The following is a 15,308-nucleotide window of genomic DNA, read 5'->3' as shown; positions in this document are numbered from 1 at the left end:
GCAGAGTAATTTCGATTAACTCAACACCTGTGAGTGCCCACACAGATTTCTTGTTTAGATTGTTAAAGAGCATTTGACCATTCACTTCACGTTACCGCTCAGCGGGTCAGGGCTGCGTATTCTACGCATTTCCCTTGTCGCGTCAAGGCGTTTTTAAAAACTTCTTGGCGCTTTCGAATCAACTGCACATTTTGCATTCGATTCGCACTGTAACCGCAGTTGCTTTCGCTGTCTGCCGTGTCAGTGGATGCGCATTATAGGCAGCAGAACTTTTTGTGCAACCCCTAATTTAAAGATAATTAGCTTTTTTACACTGTTCGTTGGATATTTGACCTGACCAGTCAGTTTTTAGCCTTTATAATGCGAAAAACCACTCAATTAGGGACTTTTTTATGTCAGGGCCACTCAGAACTTACCAAGGGATTCATCCACAACTCGGCGATAATGTGTATGTAGACTCTGCTTCGGTACTCGTTGGCGATATCGCTTTAGATATAGACGCCAGCATTTGGCCTATGGTGGCGGCGCGTGGTGACGTAAACCACATTCGTATTGGTAAGCGCTCCAATGTGCAGGATGGCAGCATATTGCACGTGACCCGAAAATCCGCCTCTCGTCCTGACGGTCATCCATTGATCATTGGTGATGATGTGACGATTGGGCATAAGGCGATGCTGCATGGCTGCAAGGTTGGCAATCGTGTATTAGTGGGAATGGGCGCGATTATCCTCGATGGCGCCATATTAGAAGACGATGTGATTTTAGGTGCGGGTTCGCTAGTACCGCCAGGTAAGGTGCTGCAGAGCGGCTACTTATATGTCGGCAGCCCAGCAAAACAGGCGCGACCTTTAACCGAAGCAGAATTGAAGTTTTTACCTGAATCCGCGGATAACTATGTGCGCTTGAAAAACGAATACTTGGCGGAACCTCAGCCAGAGTAATGTTTCTATTAAATCGAGATGGCAGAATTTAAGCTGCCATCTTGCTTATGTTGTACTTAGCCTAAGTGTACTGCGCCAAACTCATCAAACTCTTCTGCTTCAATTAAGGCTTCTGCCATTTCTTCCGCATCGAATCGCACCGCATCAAATAGCGCTAACATGGCAGCCGCTTCATCGCTATTAGGCTGAGGCGAAAAATCATTTAACTGCGCCAGCTTCTGCGCGCTGATATAGCACTTAATGCTCATTCCCTGCTGCTGGGCAATAAAGCAAATGTGTTTTTGGGTTTCATCCCAATGTTGCAGATCGGGGAATAAAATACTCTGATTCATCTTATCTTCCTCTTGAGCCACTATTGCGCGTCGGCCTGTAGTTTGTCCCTGAGCAATTTAAGCACTCCTGAGGTATCTGGCTCGACACCACGCCAGAGTGCAAAACTCTTCGACGCTTGACCGACAAGCATACCCAGTCCATCAACCACTTGCGCTGCGCCCTGTTGCAAAGCCCATTGATTAAATGCCGTTGGTTTGGCGCCATACATCATATCGTAGCAAGCCGTTTTGTTGCCTATGATGGACCGTGGTAATGGCGGTAACTCTCCCGCTAGACTCGCTGAGGTCGAGTTAATCACTAAATCGAACTCACCCGACAACTCTGGCATCGATACAGCCTGGAGTTTATCGCTATAGCGCCCTTCTTGTACTTGGCTAAAAATATCCACTAAGGCCTGTGCCTTACTTTGGGTTCGGTTGGTGATGACCAGTTGACCCACTTCGGCCTTAAGCAATGGCAAGATACAGCCGCGCGCCGCACCGCCAGCCCCCACCAAAAGTACCCGCTTATGCTGCAAACTGCCGAGATGGCGAACAAGATCGGCCACCAGCCCCAGACCATCGGTGTTATCACCGTAAATAGTGCCATCGGCCAACAAGCTTAGAGTATTGACCGCACCCGCCAATGTCGCTTCGGCACTTAAGCTGTCGCAGAGGGCAAAGGCTTGCTCTTTAAAGGGCACAGTCACATTCGCGCCCTTTCCTCCCGCCTGAAAAAATGCTCGTAAACTCGCTTCAAAACCATCTATGGGCGCCAGAATCGCTTCATAACTCAAAGTCTGCTGTGTAAGAGACGCAAACTGTCCATGAATAAAGGGCGATTTACTGTGACCTATCGGATTGCCAAACACGGCATATCGATCAAGCACTGGCGTAGTTACTGAGGGCATATCTGTCATCTGCGGGATTCTATTGGCTGTGAGTGGCTTGCAGTCTAGCGTGCTTTTAGGCGGTAGCACAGCTTAATGGCGAGTCTAAGTTGTTGTACCTGACTTTAGCCCCCTGTTTCGCAGTGGCATTCAGGCTATAATGCGCGCATCAATATTGTAGATGCAGTGCAGTTAGACCTATGAACTGGCTTAAAAAGATTTTTAGTAAACACACAAGTGCGCCGGATGACAGGGATCCGAATCAGTCTAATGCCTATGATTTAATTGGTGGCGACAAAGTGATCCGCGCAATTGCCAATAGTTTCTATCAGAAAATGGCAAGCTCAGAAGAAACACAAGCCTTATTCGCAATTCACCGTGCGCCGGTTGCGGAGTCGGAACAAAAGCTCTATGAATTTTTAAGTGGCTGGCTCGGCGGTCCGCAGTTATATCAGCAAAAGTATGGCCATCCCGCATTACGCGCTCGGCATATGCCCTTCGCTGTAGATGAGACAATGCGGGATCAATGGCTATTTTGCATGAAGTTTGCCATTGAAAAACACATAAAAAAGCCAGAGCATCGCGCCGCTATCTATGAGGCGATTTCCACTCTGGCTGATCATATGCGTAATCAGTAAAGTACGATTACGCGACTCATAGTAGCGTGCTTATACCTACCCAATCTCGAGGCTTGAGGTAATTATCGTAGAGATCTGCCTCAGGGCTACCCGCCTCTGGCGTATAAGCATATTGCCAGCGTACCAGTGGCGGCATTGACATCAAAATGGATTCAGTGCGGCCACCGGTTTGCAGACCAAACAAGGTACCTCTGTCGTATACCAGATTGAACTCAACATAACGGCCGCGACGATACAACTGGAACTCACGCTCACGCTCGCCATAGGGCGTCTCTTTACGGCGCTTAACAATCGGCGCATAAGCGGTTAAGAAGCCATTCCCCACCGCCTGCATAAAATCGAAACTCTTATCGAAGCCTGCTTGGTTCAAGTCATCGAAAAACAATCCGCCCACACCACGGGTTTCATTACGATGTGGCAGGAAGAAATACTCATCACACCACTTCTTATATTTAGGATATACGTCGTCGCCAAAGGGCAGACACAGATTTTTAGCGGTTTGATGCCACTCGCGTACATCTTCCTCGAAAGGATAGTAAGGCGTTAAGTCGAAACCGCCGCCAAACCACCAAACGGGATCCGCACCGTCTTTATGGGCAATAAAGAAACGCACATTAGCATGGGTAGTTGGAATATAAGGATTTTTAGGGTGAATCACTAAAGAAACGCCCATGGCCTCAAAACTACGACCCGCCAATACTGGGCGATGAGCCGTTGCCGATGCGGGCATGGCCGCACCTGTTACATGGGAAAAGTTCACTCCGGCTTGCTCGAACACCGCACCTTGGGTTAATACACGACTGGTACCGCCACCGCCTTCGGTGCGCGTCCATGAATCGGCCGCAAAGCTTGCTTGCCCATCCAACTGCTCAAGACCCGCACAAATTCGATTCTGTAGATCGAGTAAAAATGCTTTTACCACTGTCGCATCTGGCACGCTCATCTGCTTTTATCCTTTGCGTTATAAATCAGTTATTGTCCGTTACGTAATATCTTACCGCTGCGGGCATCAATAATGGTGGAGGGTTGACGCTGTTCGCCTAATGCCCCTAACACTAAGGCATCAATCTTACCCTCAAAGGCATTAAGAATTTCATCAGCGCTGAGTGCGGGATCTTCGCCGGCTAAATTGGCGCTAGTCGAGACCAGTGGTTTACCTAAGGCCTGGCATAGGGCGCGCACTCCTTCATGGGCGGAAACACGCACGGCGATAGAATCAAACTCACCACATAGATAGCGCGAAACATGCGGCTTAATCGGCATTACAAAGGTAAAGGGACCAGGCCATTTAGAAAAGGCAAACTCGAGTTGCTCGGCGCTCAGCTGTGACTCATCGACATAATCCACTAATTGGGAAAACTCGCTCGCCACTAAGATAAGCCCCTTCTGCCAAGGACGTTGCTTTACCGCGAGTAATTTTTGGATGGCTGTGTCGTTGTCTGGATCGCAGCCCAAACCATAAACGGCTTCAGTGGGATAGGCGATAACGCCACCGTTTAGCACTATGTCTTTAATTTCAGATGGGTGCAGCTGTAACATCTTAATATCACCTTATGAATTGAATCGATTTCTACAAACACGTTTTGGCTTTTTTAGCGCTTGGCCACCCCATCCGTGGTCGATGGGGGATTATACCCAAGGGTGTTTATACGACCAAATCTTTAGAACCAGATCACACTAAAGCGCGCGTCTGTATTTACAGCTTTTTTGCGGACATTCTAAACGCATCCCCGCGGCCCCTTTGCGCTCGACTAAAATACCAAAGCCACAACTCGGGCAAGTTTCAGCAACGGGAGGATAATTCACGATGAATTTGCATTTGGGATACGCACTACAGGCATAAAAACTCTTACCAAAACGGCTGGTACGATGCTCAAGCTTGCCGGTTTTGCATTCGGGACATGCCACCTCAGGTTTATCACTCTCCTGATCAGGCCTTTCTATGTGGGTACAACTGGGATATTGAGTGCAACCGATAAAGATACCAAAACGCCCCGATTTGACCGCCAGCTCATGCCCGCACTCGGGACACTTGGAACCTTCAATCACTTGGGTTTCAATCGATTCATGCTGCACTAAAGGACGGGTATATTGGCAGGTGGGATAGTTGTTGCAACCAATAAAACTCCCATGTTTGCTATGTTTTACCGACAACTTGCTGCCACACTCTGGGCATAGCTCGTATTCTTTTTCCAGTGCGTGCTCATGGGCACTAAATAGTTGTTCATCGATCTTAGACATAATCATTACCACCAGTCATTGCGTCTAATCCGCAGATAACTCACCACACAGGTATTAACAAGCTTATGGCATCAAAAAAGGAGGGCTAGCCTCCTTTCTCATTATTCATCACATCGCAACGCTTAAGAATGTAGCCGACCTTCTTCAGGCTGCTCAAAAATTAAATCTTCCATTTGCTCATAGGCGGACTCATGGCCGGGCGCATTAAAGAGCACCATCAGAATCACCCACTTAAGATCTTCGAGGATCAAGGCAGGCTCATCGAGTTCCATGACTCTGTCGATCACCATTTCACGGGTTTCGACATTCAGCACTTTCACTTGCTCTAAAAATAGCAGGAATCCACGGCATTCCACGTCCAGCTTTTCCATTTCTTCTTTGGTGTAAATCCGAAATGAATGCTGATCATGATTGCACAGGTAAGGCTTATCGCTTTCCTGCAACTCAGCCAGACGCTCCAACCAAGTTAATGCTTTCAAAATCTCTGACTGGTGAAAACCAGCACGAGTGAGTTCCTTGGTTAACTCGTCTTCATCCACTAACAGTTCAACTTCACTGTGAACATAGTTTTCAAATAGATACATGAGGATATCAAACATGGCTAGCTCCTCTTTACTCTGACGTAACCACCGGGTACTGCAACAACCCAACCTTGCAACTCAAGTTCAAGCATTTGTTCTAACACCAGATCTATCGTTTTCCCACTATGTTCGACTACAGCATCAATTGTTGTAGTTTCATAACCTACACTAGCTAACAGCGATGAAAATGGCAAATCACAAATCTCACCTTGCTGTATATGGTGGCGAGTGTTGACTTCTTCAAGGTGAAAAGCCGTCAAACTTACCAGCTCTTCCACTATATCGGCCGCACTCTCCACAAGTTTTGCCCCATCCCGCAATAAATCATGGCAGCCTTGATGAAAGCCGCCGAGAATCGAGCCCGGAACCGCAAAGACCTCACGCCCCTGCTCCATGGCCAACCTAGCGGTGATAAGTGAACCACTCTTACGGCAAGCCTCAACCACCAGCGTACCTAAAGAAAGACCGCTAATAATGCGGTTTCGTTTCGGGAAATTGCCCGCAAATGGCCCTATATCCGGCCAAAACTCGCTTATTATACAGCCTTGGTGCTGAATATCCTCATAAAGCTGCTTATGTCGACGCGGATAAATAATATCAATCCCGGTTCCGAGCACGGCAAGCGTTCTTCCTCCATGGTCAACACAGGCTTTATGGGCGGCGCCATCAATCCCTATCGCCATGCCGCTACAAATACTAAATCCTAGCGCAGACATCTCTCGAGCTAACAGATAGGCAACCTGTAATCCACCGGGAGATGCATTACGACTCCCGACTATCGCGAGCGATGGGAGCAACAACGCCTCAGCACAGCCTTTGATAAATAAGACGCTTGGAGGATCAGGTAACTGTTTGAGTAATGGAGGATAAAGGGGATCGGTAAAACAAACGAGGTGATGCAGTTCAGACTGCTGTTGCCATTCAAGGGCGGCATCGACCCTTTGATAATCAATGACTAAGCTATGGAGTAGATTGTCAGACAATGGGAGCGAGTGCCTCTCATGCTCCAATCTTTGCCTGAGGTCGTCCACATCCATGTGCGTTAATAATTGTTGTGTCCGAGCGGGTCCTAGCCCAGATACCGCATTAACAATTAACCAATCGACCAAATGTTCAGGGATTATTCACCTCTAAAGGCTAAGGAGTCTGGCGCAATTAATTTATCGTCGACACGTACAGAACGTTCAGTCGAGACAATCAAACCTAAGCTCGCTTTATCAAACACTTTAAAGACTAAGAGTTTGCCATGGTAAATATCGGGCATCTTGATGGCGCGATCTGACGACAGTGACGCCACCACATTATCATAAGCGGTGCGCTCGGCTGCAGGTACGGGTTGGCCATCGTTGTTGATCACGATTTCTTCACCATCGCGGTAAATGGAGAACACTTCACCAGGCTCAACACCATCCTGCGTGCCTTTATCTAAGTACACCACATTCAGCTTACCCGCCTCACGCATTTTCGACTCAATCGCTAGCACTGTCGCAGGTGTCTTAAGCTCTGCAGGTTTTGGCGTAAAATAGGCAGACATTAAGGCTTCATCTTCCATCGGCAACGCCCTAAAACCCGCCTTGGTTTCACGGTAGTTGCTGAGGATTTTGACCTTAGACACTTTGCCTGATTCAATTACTTGGCCAGTAGATGCCAGAATCGCTTCTTGTCCTAATGCTTCGCCCGTTTGTTTATTGAAGAAGTCTCGGCCGCGTTCATACATACCCAGCTTTTGGTTTAAAGGCAGTTCGCTATCGATATAAATCACATCGCCAACCACATGGTGACGTGAAGGACTCTCACCCGCGAGCACCATAGGTTGCTGTGCAAACCAGTCGGCATCCACCACACGGTTTTGCACGAGATAATTTTGGATTAACGCTAAGTCAACCGCAGGAACCGCATTACTCTTAGCAATCACGCGTCCTTCAGGGGTTTTGCGAATATGGGGTTTTCCCTCGTTAGCACCATTACGCACTAATCTGGGTTGACCATCGATAAAGACTAAAGTGAGCTGATCGCCGGGGTAAATTAAATGAGGGTTAGCAATCTGGGGGTTAACATCCCATAAACGTGGCCACTTCCAAGGGTCATTTAAAAAGGTTGCCGAGATATCCCACAGGGTATCGCCCTTCTTTACCACATATGACTCAGGATGCCCTGCTTTCAGCGTGAGAGTATCAGCGGAAACCAACGTGCAATTAAATGTCATTAACGCAAGTAAAATTAGCCGTTTCATGGTGCGGTCCATGTTGTTTAGCTCTTAAATCGAGCTTTTACTGTTATTGATAGGCACTAAAGATTAAAATTAGCCCATTAGCCTCAGTCAGTATAACCAACTGATTGAGATTTGACAGACTTGTTAAGAGTTTAAGTATGGCACTATTAAAAGTTTTACGCTTTCCCGATGAAAGATTGCGAACTCAAGCGACCCCGGTCACAGAGTTTACTGCTGAGTTGCAAACACAAATCGATGATATGTTCGAGACCATGTACCAAGAAAAAGGGATTGGTCTGGCAGCAACCCAAGTCGACTATCATAAACAACTGATCGTGATGGATTTACAAGACGAGGTCGATCGTCCTAAAGTCTTTATCAATCCCGAAATTATCGCCAGTAGCGGTGATTTCTGTAACGAAGAAGGTTGTCTGTCGGTCCCTGGTATCTATGCCAAGGTCGACCGTGCCGAGTTTGTTACCGTTAAGGCACTGGATAGACACGGTAATGAATTCACCGTTGAAGCCGATGAGCTTTTTGCTATTTGCATTCAGCATGAAATGGATCACCTGAAAGGTAAGTTATTTGTCGATTACCTGTCGCCATTGAAGCGCCAACGGATCAAACAGAAACTTGAAAAAGCGGCCAGACAGGACGCCAAATAAGCATTAGGATCAGATTTGAAACCACTCAATATCATCTTCGCCGGAACACCGGATTTTGCCGCTCGCCATTTACAGGCGCTGATTAACTCACATCACAATGTGATTGCCGTCTACACTCAGCCGGACAGACCCGCAGGGCGCGGTAAAAAACTCACCGCCAGCCCAGTTAAAGAACTCGCAGTCAGCCACGACATTCCGGTTTATCAGCCGGGCTCTCTGCGTAAAGAACCCGCGCAGCAAGAACTTGCCGCCCTCAACGCCGATATAATGGTGGTGGTCGCCTACGGCTTGATTCTGCCTAAAGTAGTGCTCGACACGCCGCGTTTAGGCTGCATCAATGTTCATGGTTCTATTCTGCCACGCTGGCGCGGCGCGGCGCCGATTCAACGCGCGTTGTGGGCTGGCGATAAAGAAACCGGCGTGACTATCATGCAAATGGATGTCGGCCTAGATACAGGCGACATGCTACTGAAAACCTACTTGCCGATTGAAGATGATGATACTTCCGCCACCCTTTACGAGAAGTTAGCTCTGCAGGGGCCAGACGCGCTACTGCAAGCACTCGAAGGTTTAGCCAACGGCACCCTAACGGCTGAAAAACAAGATGAAGCCTTAGCTAACTACGCCGAAAAACTTAGTAAAGAAGAAGCGAGACTCGATTGGAGTAAATCCGCAACTCAATTGTGGCAAGAAGTGCGCGCCTTCAATCCTTGGCCTGTGAGCTATTTTGAGCACCAAGGCAATACCATCAAGGTGTGGCAGACCCAAGTCAGCACCACCAGCAGCAATGCCGCCCCCGGCACTATTATCAGCGCCAGTAAAAAAGGCATTGAAGTCGCCACCGGCGATGGTGTGTTAACTCTGCTCAGCATGCAATTACCCGGTAAAAAACCACTCAGCGTGGCCGACATACTCAATGCCCGCGGCGACTGGTTTACCCCAAATACTCGTCTTAATAACGAGGCGCAATAATGATGAACTTGCGTGCACTGGCGGCCAAAGCCATCTTCGAAGTCTTAGAGAAAGGCGTGTCACTTTCAGTTGCACTGCCAGAACAGCAAAAGCATCTTGCCAGTGGTAAAGATAAAGCCCTGCTCGCAGAGCTATGCTACGGCGTGATGCGCACCTTGCCGCAGATCGAAAAACGCGTGGCCGAGTGTTTGGCTAAGCCGCTGAAAGGTAAGCAAAGGATCATCCACCAGTTATTAATTGTTGGCTGTTATCAACTTTACTTTACTCGCATTCCAAGCCACGCCGCTATCTCCGAAACCGCCGAGGCCTGCCGTCAGTTAAAATTTGAGGGCATGGTAAAGGTCGTCAATGGCGTACTGCGTAATATTCAGCGCCAATTAACGCCACTAAGCACTGAGTCAGAGACCTTAAGCTACAACACGCCGGGCTGGTTAATTAAGCGCTTAAAAGCCGCTTATCCCGATAATTGGCAAGAGATAATCCAGCAAAGCCATGAACGTCCACCTATGTGGTTACGCAACAATCGCCTCTCCCAAAGCCGCGATGCATATCTTGCCGCCCTGAGTGAGCTAGAGATAGAAGCCAGTGCTGGCCTCAGTGATGATGCCATACTGCTGGCCCATCCCAAGGATGTGGCGACATTGCCACGCTTCCACGAAGGTGCGGCATCGGTGCAAGATGGCGCCGCCCAATGGGCCGCGACTCTGCTGGCTCCGCAAGCCAATGAACTGGTCCTCGATGCCTGCGCGGCACCGGGCGGCAAAAGCTGCCATTTACTCGAACTTGAACCTAGCATCCAGCTGGTCGCCGTCGATTTCGATGCTAAACGACTGGAGCGCGTGCAACAGAACCTTGACCGTTTATCATTAAAAGCGGAAGTTATTCATGGCGATGCAGCCAACATCGACTCATGGTGGCAGGGTGAACAGTTTGCTCGTATCTTACTCGACGCGCCTTGCTCGGCGACGGGCGTTATCCGCCGTCATCCCGATATCAAGTGGTTACGCAAAAACCATGACATCGAAGAACTGGCTGAGCTGCAAAGACAAATTCTCGATCACTGCTGGAAGTGGCTCAAACCCGGTGGCACACTCCTGTATGCAACTTGCTCTATTTTGCCGCAGGAAAATCGAGACCAAATTAGTGCATTTTTAGCCAGAACCGCAGATGCTAAGCTAGACACTCTTGCCCAGCAGGCTTCAAGCCAAGATATAGGTTGGCAAATCACGCCGGGACAACACAACATGGATGGGTTTTATTACGCCCGTTTATTGAAAGCGACCCATTAGGAAGTAAGCAAGGCCATGAAAATTATCATATTAGGTGCGGGTCAAGTCGGGGGAACCTTGGCCGAAAATTTGGTGGGTGAAAACAACGATATCACCATAGTCGATAGCGACAAATCCAGATTACGCGCCCTGCAGGATAAATATGACCTTCGCGTCGTGGCGGGCCATGGTGCCCACCCCGATGTACTCAAAGAAGCAGGCGCCGAAGATGCCGACATGCTGATTGCTGTAACAAACAGCGATGAATGCAACATGGTCGCCTGCCAAATGGCCTACAGCCTATTTGGTACACCGACTAAAATCGCCCGTATTCGCTCCGAACCTTATCTGGCGATGCGCGATAAATTATTTATCGACAGTGAAACCAAAAATAGCGAGGGACGTCCTCGCGGTGGTTTTGTGATCGATGAACTTATCGCACCTGAGCAGTTAGTGACCGCTTACATTCAACGTTTGGTTGAATATCCTGGGGCGCTGCAAGTGCTCGAATTTGCCGAAGGCCGCTTAAGTTTGGTTGCGGTTCGCGCCTATTACGGCGGCCCTTTAGTCGGTAATGCCTTGGCCGCGCTGCGCGAGCATATGCCGAATATTGATACCCGGGTGGCGGCGATTTTCCGCCAAGGTCGCCCTATCATGCCCCGCGGTACAACGATTATCGAAGCCGATGACGAAGTGTTTTTCGTCGCCGACAGTCGTCATATCCGCGCGGTGATGAGTGAAATGCAAAAGCTGGATAACTCCTACCGCAATATCATGATTGCGGGAGGCGGTAACATCGGCTTAGGGCTGGCTAAACGCCTCGAACGCACTCACTCAGTCAAGCTGATTGAGCATAAGTTCGAGCGCGCCGAAACACTCTCTGAACAGCTTGAAAACACTACAGTATTTTGTGGTGACGCCTCAGATCAAGAGTTGCTGCTCGAAGAACATATCGACCAAACCGACGTGTTTATTGCCGTCACCAACGACGATGAAGCCAACATCATGTCCGCCCTATTAGCTAAACGCATGGGGGCGAAAAAGGTGATGGTACTGATCCAGCGCGAAGCCTATGTGGATATTGTGCAGGAAGCCAATATCGATATCGCGATTTCACCCCAGCAGGCGACGATTTCAGCCTTACTGACCCATATCCGCCAAGGCGATATCTGTAACGTGTATTCCTTACGCCGCGGCGCCGCCGAAGCGATTGAAGCTATTGCCCATGGCGACTCCAGCACCTCCAAGGTTGTTGGCAAGGCTATTGGCGATATCAAGCTGCCGCCGGGAACCACCATTGGCGCCATAGTACGTAATGAAGAAGTGCTGATGGCCCACGACAAGACAGTGATTGAGCAAGGGGATCACGTGATTCTGTTCCTCGTGAACAAAAAGTTTGTCGGCGAAGTCGAGAAACTGTTCCAACCTAGCGCCTTCTTCTTCTAAGTCATCATCTTATGCTGAACTTTAGACCGCTATTGTTTATTTTGGGGCTGTTTCTGTCGATGTTAACAGCCTTTATGTTAGCGCCCCTGCTCCTTGCCGTGTTCAACGGTGAGGAAACCGTGGGCGCTTTCATGCTGTCGGCTTTAGTCACTGGAATTTGCGCCAGCCTCTGTTTGCATAACGGCCAGAGCAAAACCATTAACCTCAATATTCGCGATATGTTTCTGCTCACCAGCCTCACTTGGCTGATCGTGAGCCTGTTTGCCGCCATGCCGTTTACCTTATACCACGGCATTGGCTATACAGACGCCTTCTTCGAGACCATGTCCGGCATTACCACCACAGGTTCAACCGTGCTCTCGGGCTTAGATACTATGGACCACAGTATCTTAATCTGGCGCTCGTTATTGCAATGGCTGGGCGGTATTGGCTTTATCGTGATGGCAGTAGCGATTCTGCCCTTCTTAAACGTCGGTGGTATGCGGCTGTTCCGCACCGAGTCATCGGATTGGAGCGATAAGGCGGTGCCGCGCACTCAAAACATGGCTAAGCATCTATTTTTTATCTATATCTTGCTGACCGTGATGTGCTGTGTTGCCTACCATCTTGCTGGCATGACTTGGTTTCAAGCCATCAACCATGCGATGACCACACTGTCGACGGGAGGCTATTCGACCTCAGATAACTCGATGGCGGCGTTTTCAAATTCAGCCCATTGGGTTGGCGTTGTGTTTATGGCGGCGGGTGGTTTACCCCTACTGATGTTTGTGCAGATGATCCAGCAGCGAGACTTCACTGTTTGGAACGATGCACAAGTTAAAGGTTTCTTGTTTTTCCTCACTTTTGTGTCTTGTTTTATTGGCTTCTGGCTGTGGCAAACGAGGGATATCGCCCTTATCGACGCGCTGCGCCTCTCCAGCTTTAACGTGGTTTCCGTGGTTACGACTACGGGTTATGGTTTAACCGACTACGGCGCCTGGGGCGCGTTTGCGAATATCGCGTTTTTATTCTTAATGTTTGTAGGTAGCTGCTCTGGCTCTACCTCAGGCGGGATTAAAATCTTCCGCTTCCAAATTGCCGGCGCCATTATGCGCGAGCAGTTAAAGCAGCAATGTCACCCCAATGGCATCTTTCGGGAGCGCTATAATAACCGCCTGATCAGTGAAGATATTGTGCGCTCACTGATCACCTTTGTGCTGCTGTTTATGTTTGTGATTGTTGGATTATCTGTGATTCTGGTGCTGACGGGGCTAGACCCCATGACCAGCTTTACCGGTGCTATTACCGCAGTCACCAACGTCGGCCCAGGGCTTGGCCCCATCATTGGTCCTGCGGGTAACTTCTCGACGCTGCCCGATGTAGCTAAATGGGCGCTCTCTTTGGGTATGTTGCTCGGCCGCTTAGAGATTTTAACCGTAGCAGTGCTGTTCCATCCCAGCTTTTGGAAATACTAGTCGTATCAATCAAAAACTAAAAATGCGCTCACAGAGCGCATTTTTATTAGGCAGGTTCAGCAACCTCGGCCAAGGTCAGCAAATGGTCGGCATAGACCTTCACATCTTCCCAGTCGGTATAATCGATCACCGCCTTAGGATCCGTTGGTCCTTTGGTGATTTTCATAATCAGCTGGATCATCAGTCTGTCGTACCAAGGCCATGAGGGGTAATCCACCTTACCGGCGATAATCTTCAAATCGGCGGGAGTCCAAGGTGATAAGGCAATGAATTTTTGCAGGTATTTGTTGTTCTCGGGGATGCGCTTCTCAGGATTACGCGCCACCACATTGACGCAGAAGAAACTGTTTGGCAACGCACTCAAAGCTGGCGCATTCTGCTCAATAAATTGGAATACGCTCTTATCGTAGGTGCCATAGAGCACGCAAGCCCCTAGCGCCACCAGTTGATAATCGGGCCAGTTAATTCTGGTGGCCGCCGCACTATTAATATCCACCAAGTCAACCTTGGCGCCACGCAGGGTTAATTGCTGCGCAATCGCATTCGCTATCTTGGCCGTATGGCCACCACGGGTAAAATAAAGCACCAGAATGCGTGTCATGGGGTATTCCCGTTCAGTAAAAGTATGTCACCATTGTGGCAATCATTGGTTAAATAAACCCCTGATAGGATCACAAATCAGCGTTATCTCATATTCTGAAATGCAAAAATTGAGATCTGAATTGCCGAGCAGTATGATTGCGTATAGAAACACCTTCAATTAGAATTATCTAATCAAAAGCGATAAAGTGAGTACCTTATGCAAAATGATATTGATGTAAATGCAATGGTAACGAATGCGGAAAGTGCGGCTAAATGGCTCAAAGCCATAGCGAATCCTTATCGCTTAATGATTTTGTGCCTATTGCTGGATAAAGAGCTGAGTGTAACCGAGCTGAATGAGACTGTGCCCTTAAGCCAATCGGCGCTATCACAACATTTAGCGGTGTTGCGAGCCGAAGACTTAGTCGATACCCGTAAGAGTTCGCAGATTGTGTATTACAAGCTTAAGAATGAGCAAGTCACCCAAGTGATTTCGATTCTCCACAGCCGTTATTGCGCCGTATAAAGTCCTGTCATGCAATAACAATAAAGCCCTAGCTGAGACTAGGGCTTTATCATTTTTACAGCTTGCTAAAGTGTGCCCCAAAGGCTTCGACTTTACCCCAGTCGGTAAACTCGAAGGTGCCCTTCAGATCGGTCGGTCCCTTGGTCATCCACATGATAAAACGGATCATAGTGCGGTCGAATAAGCCGTATTTAGGGTAATCAATCTTGCCCGCAAACACTGCCAATTGCTGTGGCTGCCACAGGGATAATTTGAGGAACTTTTGCATATAAGGATTGGTTTCTGGCGTGTTCTTTAATGGCTTGCGCGCCACCACATTCACGGTAAAGAAGCCGTTGATTTTACTGTCCAGCACCGCATGATTGCGATTCACAAACTGGTAGAGATCGGGCCTATGTTTGCCATAACGAATACTCGCACCAATCAACACTTTATCGAAATCGGCAAGGCTTAAGGCTTCGGCCTGTTCTAAGCTCACTAACGACACCTGGTCACCCGCTTGTTCGGCAAGCGTTTTGATTTTGCGGCAGATTTCCAGTGTTTGGCCATCGATTGTCGAATAGATGATTAATGTCTGCATG

Annotated in this window: 18 protein-coding genes; 8 read left to right on the top strand and 10 right to left on the bottom strand. The window is 48.6% G+C overall.

Features of this window, described 5'->3' with window-relative positions; translation table 11 throughout:
• Positions 1-392 precede the first annotated feature (392 nt).
• Complete coding sequence (locus K0H60_RS00425; RefSeq protein ID WP_220056928.1) at positions 393-941, top strand: gamma carbonic anhydrase family protein; 549 nt, start codon at positions 393-395, stop codon at positions 939-941.
• Between the two features lie 56 nt (positions 942-997).
• On the opposite strand, the gene K0H60_RS00420 is transcribed toward K0H60_RS00425, so the two are convergent.
• Entirely contained in the window at positions 998-1,273 is a 276-nt protein-coding gene (locus K0H60_RS00420) for a DUF1488 family protein (protein WP_220056927.1), read from the bottom strand.
• A 20-nt stretch (positions 1,274-1,293) separates the two neighbouring features.
• Positions 1,294-2,172: a shikimate dehydrogenase gene (gene aroE / locus K0H60_RS00415; RefSeq protein ID WP_220056926.1), complete on the bottom strand. Its 879-nt coding sequence runs from the start codon at positions 2,170-2,172 to the stop codon at positions 1,294-1,296.
• 170 nt (positions 2,173-2,342) lie between these two features.
• Between aroE and K0H60_RS00410 the strand changes: the two genes are divergently transcribed.
• Positions 2,343-2,780, top strand: coding sequence for a group II truncated hemoglobin (locus K0H60_RS00410; protein WP_220056925.1), 438 nt, complete (start codon positions 2,343-2,345; stop codon positions 2,778-2,780).
• A gap of 16 nt (positions 2,781-2,796) precedes the next feature.
• On the opposite strand, the gene hemF is transcribed toward K0H60_RS00410, so the two are convergent.
• From hemF to K0H60_RS00380, 6 genes are all read right to left on the bottom strand, one after another.
• On the bottom strand, positions 2,797-3,723 hold the full coding sequence (gene hemF / locus K0H60_RS00405; protein WP_220056924.1) for an oxygen-dependent coproporphyrinogen oxidase: 927 nt from the start codon (positions 3,721-3,723) through the stop codon (positions 2,797-2,799).
• Between the two features lie 29 nt (positions 3,724-3,752).
• Entirely contained in the window at positions 3,753-4,319 is a 567-nt protein-coding gene (gene tsaC, locus K0H60_RS00400) for an L-threonylcarbamoyladenylate synthase type 1 TsaC (protein WP_220056923.1), read from the bottom strand.
• A 138-nt stretch (positions 4,320-4,457) separates the two neighbouring features.
• Positions 4,458-5,021: a DNA topoisomerase family protein gene (locus K0H60_RS00395; protein ID WP_220056922.1), complete on the bottom strand. Its 564-nt coding sequence runs from the start codon at positions 5,019-5,021 to the stop codon at positions 4,458-4,460.
• Between the two features lie 122 nt (positions 5,022-5,143).
• The gene (locus tag K0H60_RS00390) at positions 5,144-5,620 is read right to left on the bottom strand and encodes a DUF494 family protein (protein WP_011715328.1); all 477 of its coding nucleotides are present in this window, start codon (positions 5,618-5,620) and stop codon (positions 5,144-5,146) included.
• Between the two features lie 2 nt (positions 5,621-5,622).
• Positions 5,623-6,711, bottom strand: a complete 1,089-nt coding sequence (dprA, locus tag K0H60_RS00385; protein ID WP_491573771.1) for a DNA-processing protein DprA — start codon at positions 6,709-6,711, stop codon at positions 5,623-5,625.
• A gap of 11 nt (positions 6,712-6,722) precedes the next feature.
• Positions 6,723-7,847 (bottom strand): LysM peptidoglycan-binding domain-containing protein, encoded by a 1,125-nt coding sequence (locus K0H60_RS00380; protein ID WP_220056920.1) that lies wholly within the window; start codon positions 7,845-7,847, stop codon positions 6,723-6,725.
• Positions 7,848-7,972: 125 nt separating this feature from the next.
• Between K0H60_RS00380 and def the strand changes: the two genes are divergently transcribed.
• The 5 genes from def to K0H60_RS00355 are packed head-to-tail and all read left to right on the top strand — an operon-like array spanning position 7,973 to position 13,619.
• Complete coding sequence (gene def, locus K0H60_RS00375; RefSeq protein ID WP_011620865.1) at positions 7,973-8,479, top strand: peptide deformylase; 507 nt, start codon at positions 7,973-7,975, stop codon at positions 8,477-8,479.
• Between the two features lie 15 nt (positions 8,480-8,494).
• Positions 8,495-9,451 carry a methionyl-tRNA formyltransferase gene (gene fmt, locus K0H60_RS00370; protein ID WP_220054304.1) on the top strand — a complete coding sequence of 319 codons (957 nt, stop codon included), beginning with the start codon at positions 8,495-8,497 and terminating at the stop codon, positions 9,449-9,451.
• A gap of 2 nt (positions 9,452-9,453) precedes the next feature.
• Positions 9,454-10,740: a 16S rRNA (cytosine(967)-C(5))-methyltransferase RsmB gene (rsmB, locus tag K0H60_RS00365; protein WP_220058096.1), complete on the top strand. Its 1,287-nt coding sequence runs from the start codon at positions 9,454-9,456 to the stop codon at positions 10,738-10,740.
• Positions 10,741-10,755: 15 nt separating this feature from the next.
• The gene (gene trkA / locus K0H60_RS00360) at positions 10,756-12,165 is read left to right on the top strand and encodes a Trk system potassium transporter TrkA (protein ID WP_011620862.1); all 1,410 of its coding nucleotides are present in this window, start codon (positions 10,756-10,758) and stop codon (positions 12,163-12,165) included.
• Positions 12,166-12,176: 11 nt separating this feature from the next.
• Positions 12,177-13,619 carry a TrkH family potassium uptake protein gene (locus K0H60_RS00355; protein ID WP_088212866.1) on the top strand — a complete coding sequence of 481 codons (1,443 nt, stop codon included), beginning with the start codon at positions 12,177-12,179 and terminating at the stop codon, positions 13,617-13,619.
• A 46-nt stretch (positions 13,620-13,665) separates the two neighbouring features.
• Here the strand turns inward: K0H60_RS00355 and hemG (K0H60_RS00350) are convergent, their stop codons facing one another.
• Positions 13,666-14,220 (bottom strand): menaquinone-dependent protoporphyrinogen IX dehydrogenase, encoded by a 555-nt coding sequence (gene hemG, locus K0H60_RS00350; RefSeq protein WP_088212865.1) that lies wholly within the window; start codon positions 14,218-14,220, stop codon positions 13,666-13,668.
• A 198-nt stretch (positions 14,221-14,418) separates the two neighbouring features.
• On the opposite strand from hemG (K0H60_RS00350), the gene K0H60_RS00345 reads away from it, so the two are divergent.
• On the top strand, positions 14,419-14,727 hold the full coding sequence (locus K0H60_RS00345; protein WP_023266030.1) for an ArsR/SmtB family transcription factor: 309 nt from the start codon (positions 14,419-14,421) through the stop codon (positions 14,725-14,727).
• A gap of 55 nt (positions 14,728-14,782) precedes the next feature.
• Here the strand turns inward: K0H60_RS00345 and hemG (K0H60_RS00340) are convergent, their stop codons facing one another.
• Positions 14,783-15,307, bottom strand: coding sequence for a menaquinone-dependent protoporphyrinogen IX dehydrogenase (gene hemG, locus K0H60_RS00340; protein ID WP_220056919.1), 525 nt, complete (start codon positions 15,305-15,307; stop codon positions 14,783-14,785).
• Position 15,308: the final 1 nt, after the last annotated feature.

The organism is Shewanella mangrovisoli, assembly GCF_019457635.1.
Taxonomy (GTDB): domain Bacteria; phylum Pseudomonadota; class Gammaproteobacteria; order Enterobacterales; family Shewanellaceae; genus Shewanella; species Shewanella mangrovisoli.
This window is presented reverse-complemented; position numbering and strand designations above follow the sequence as displayed.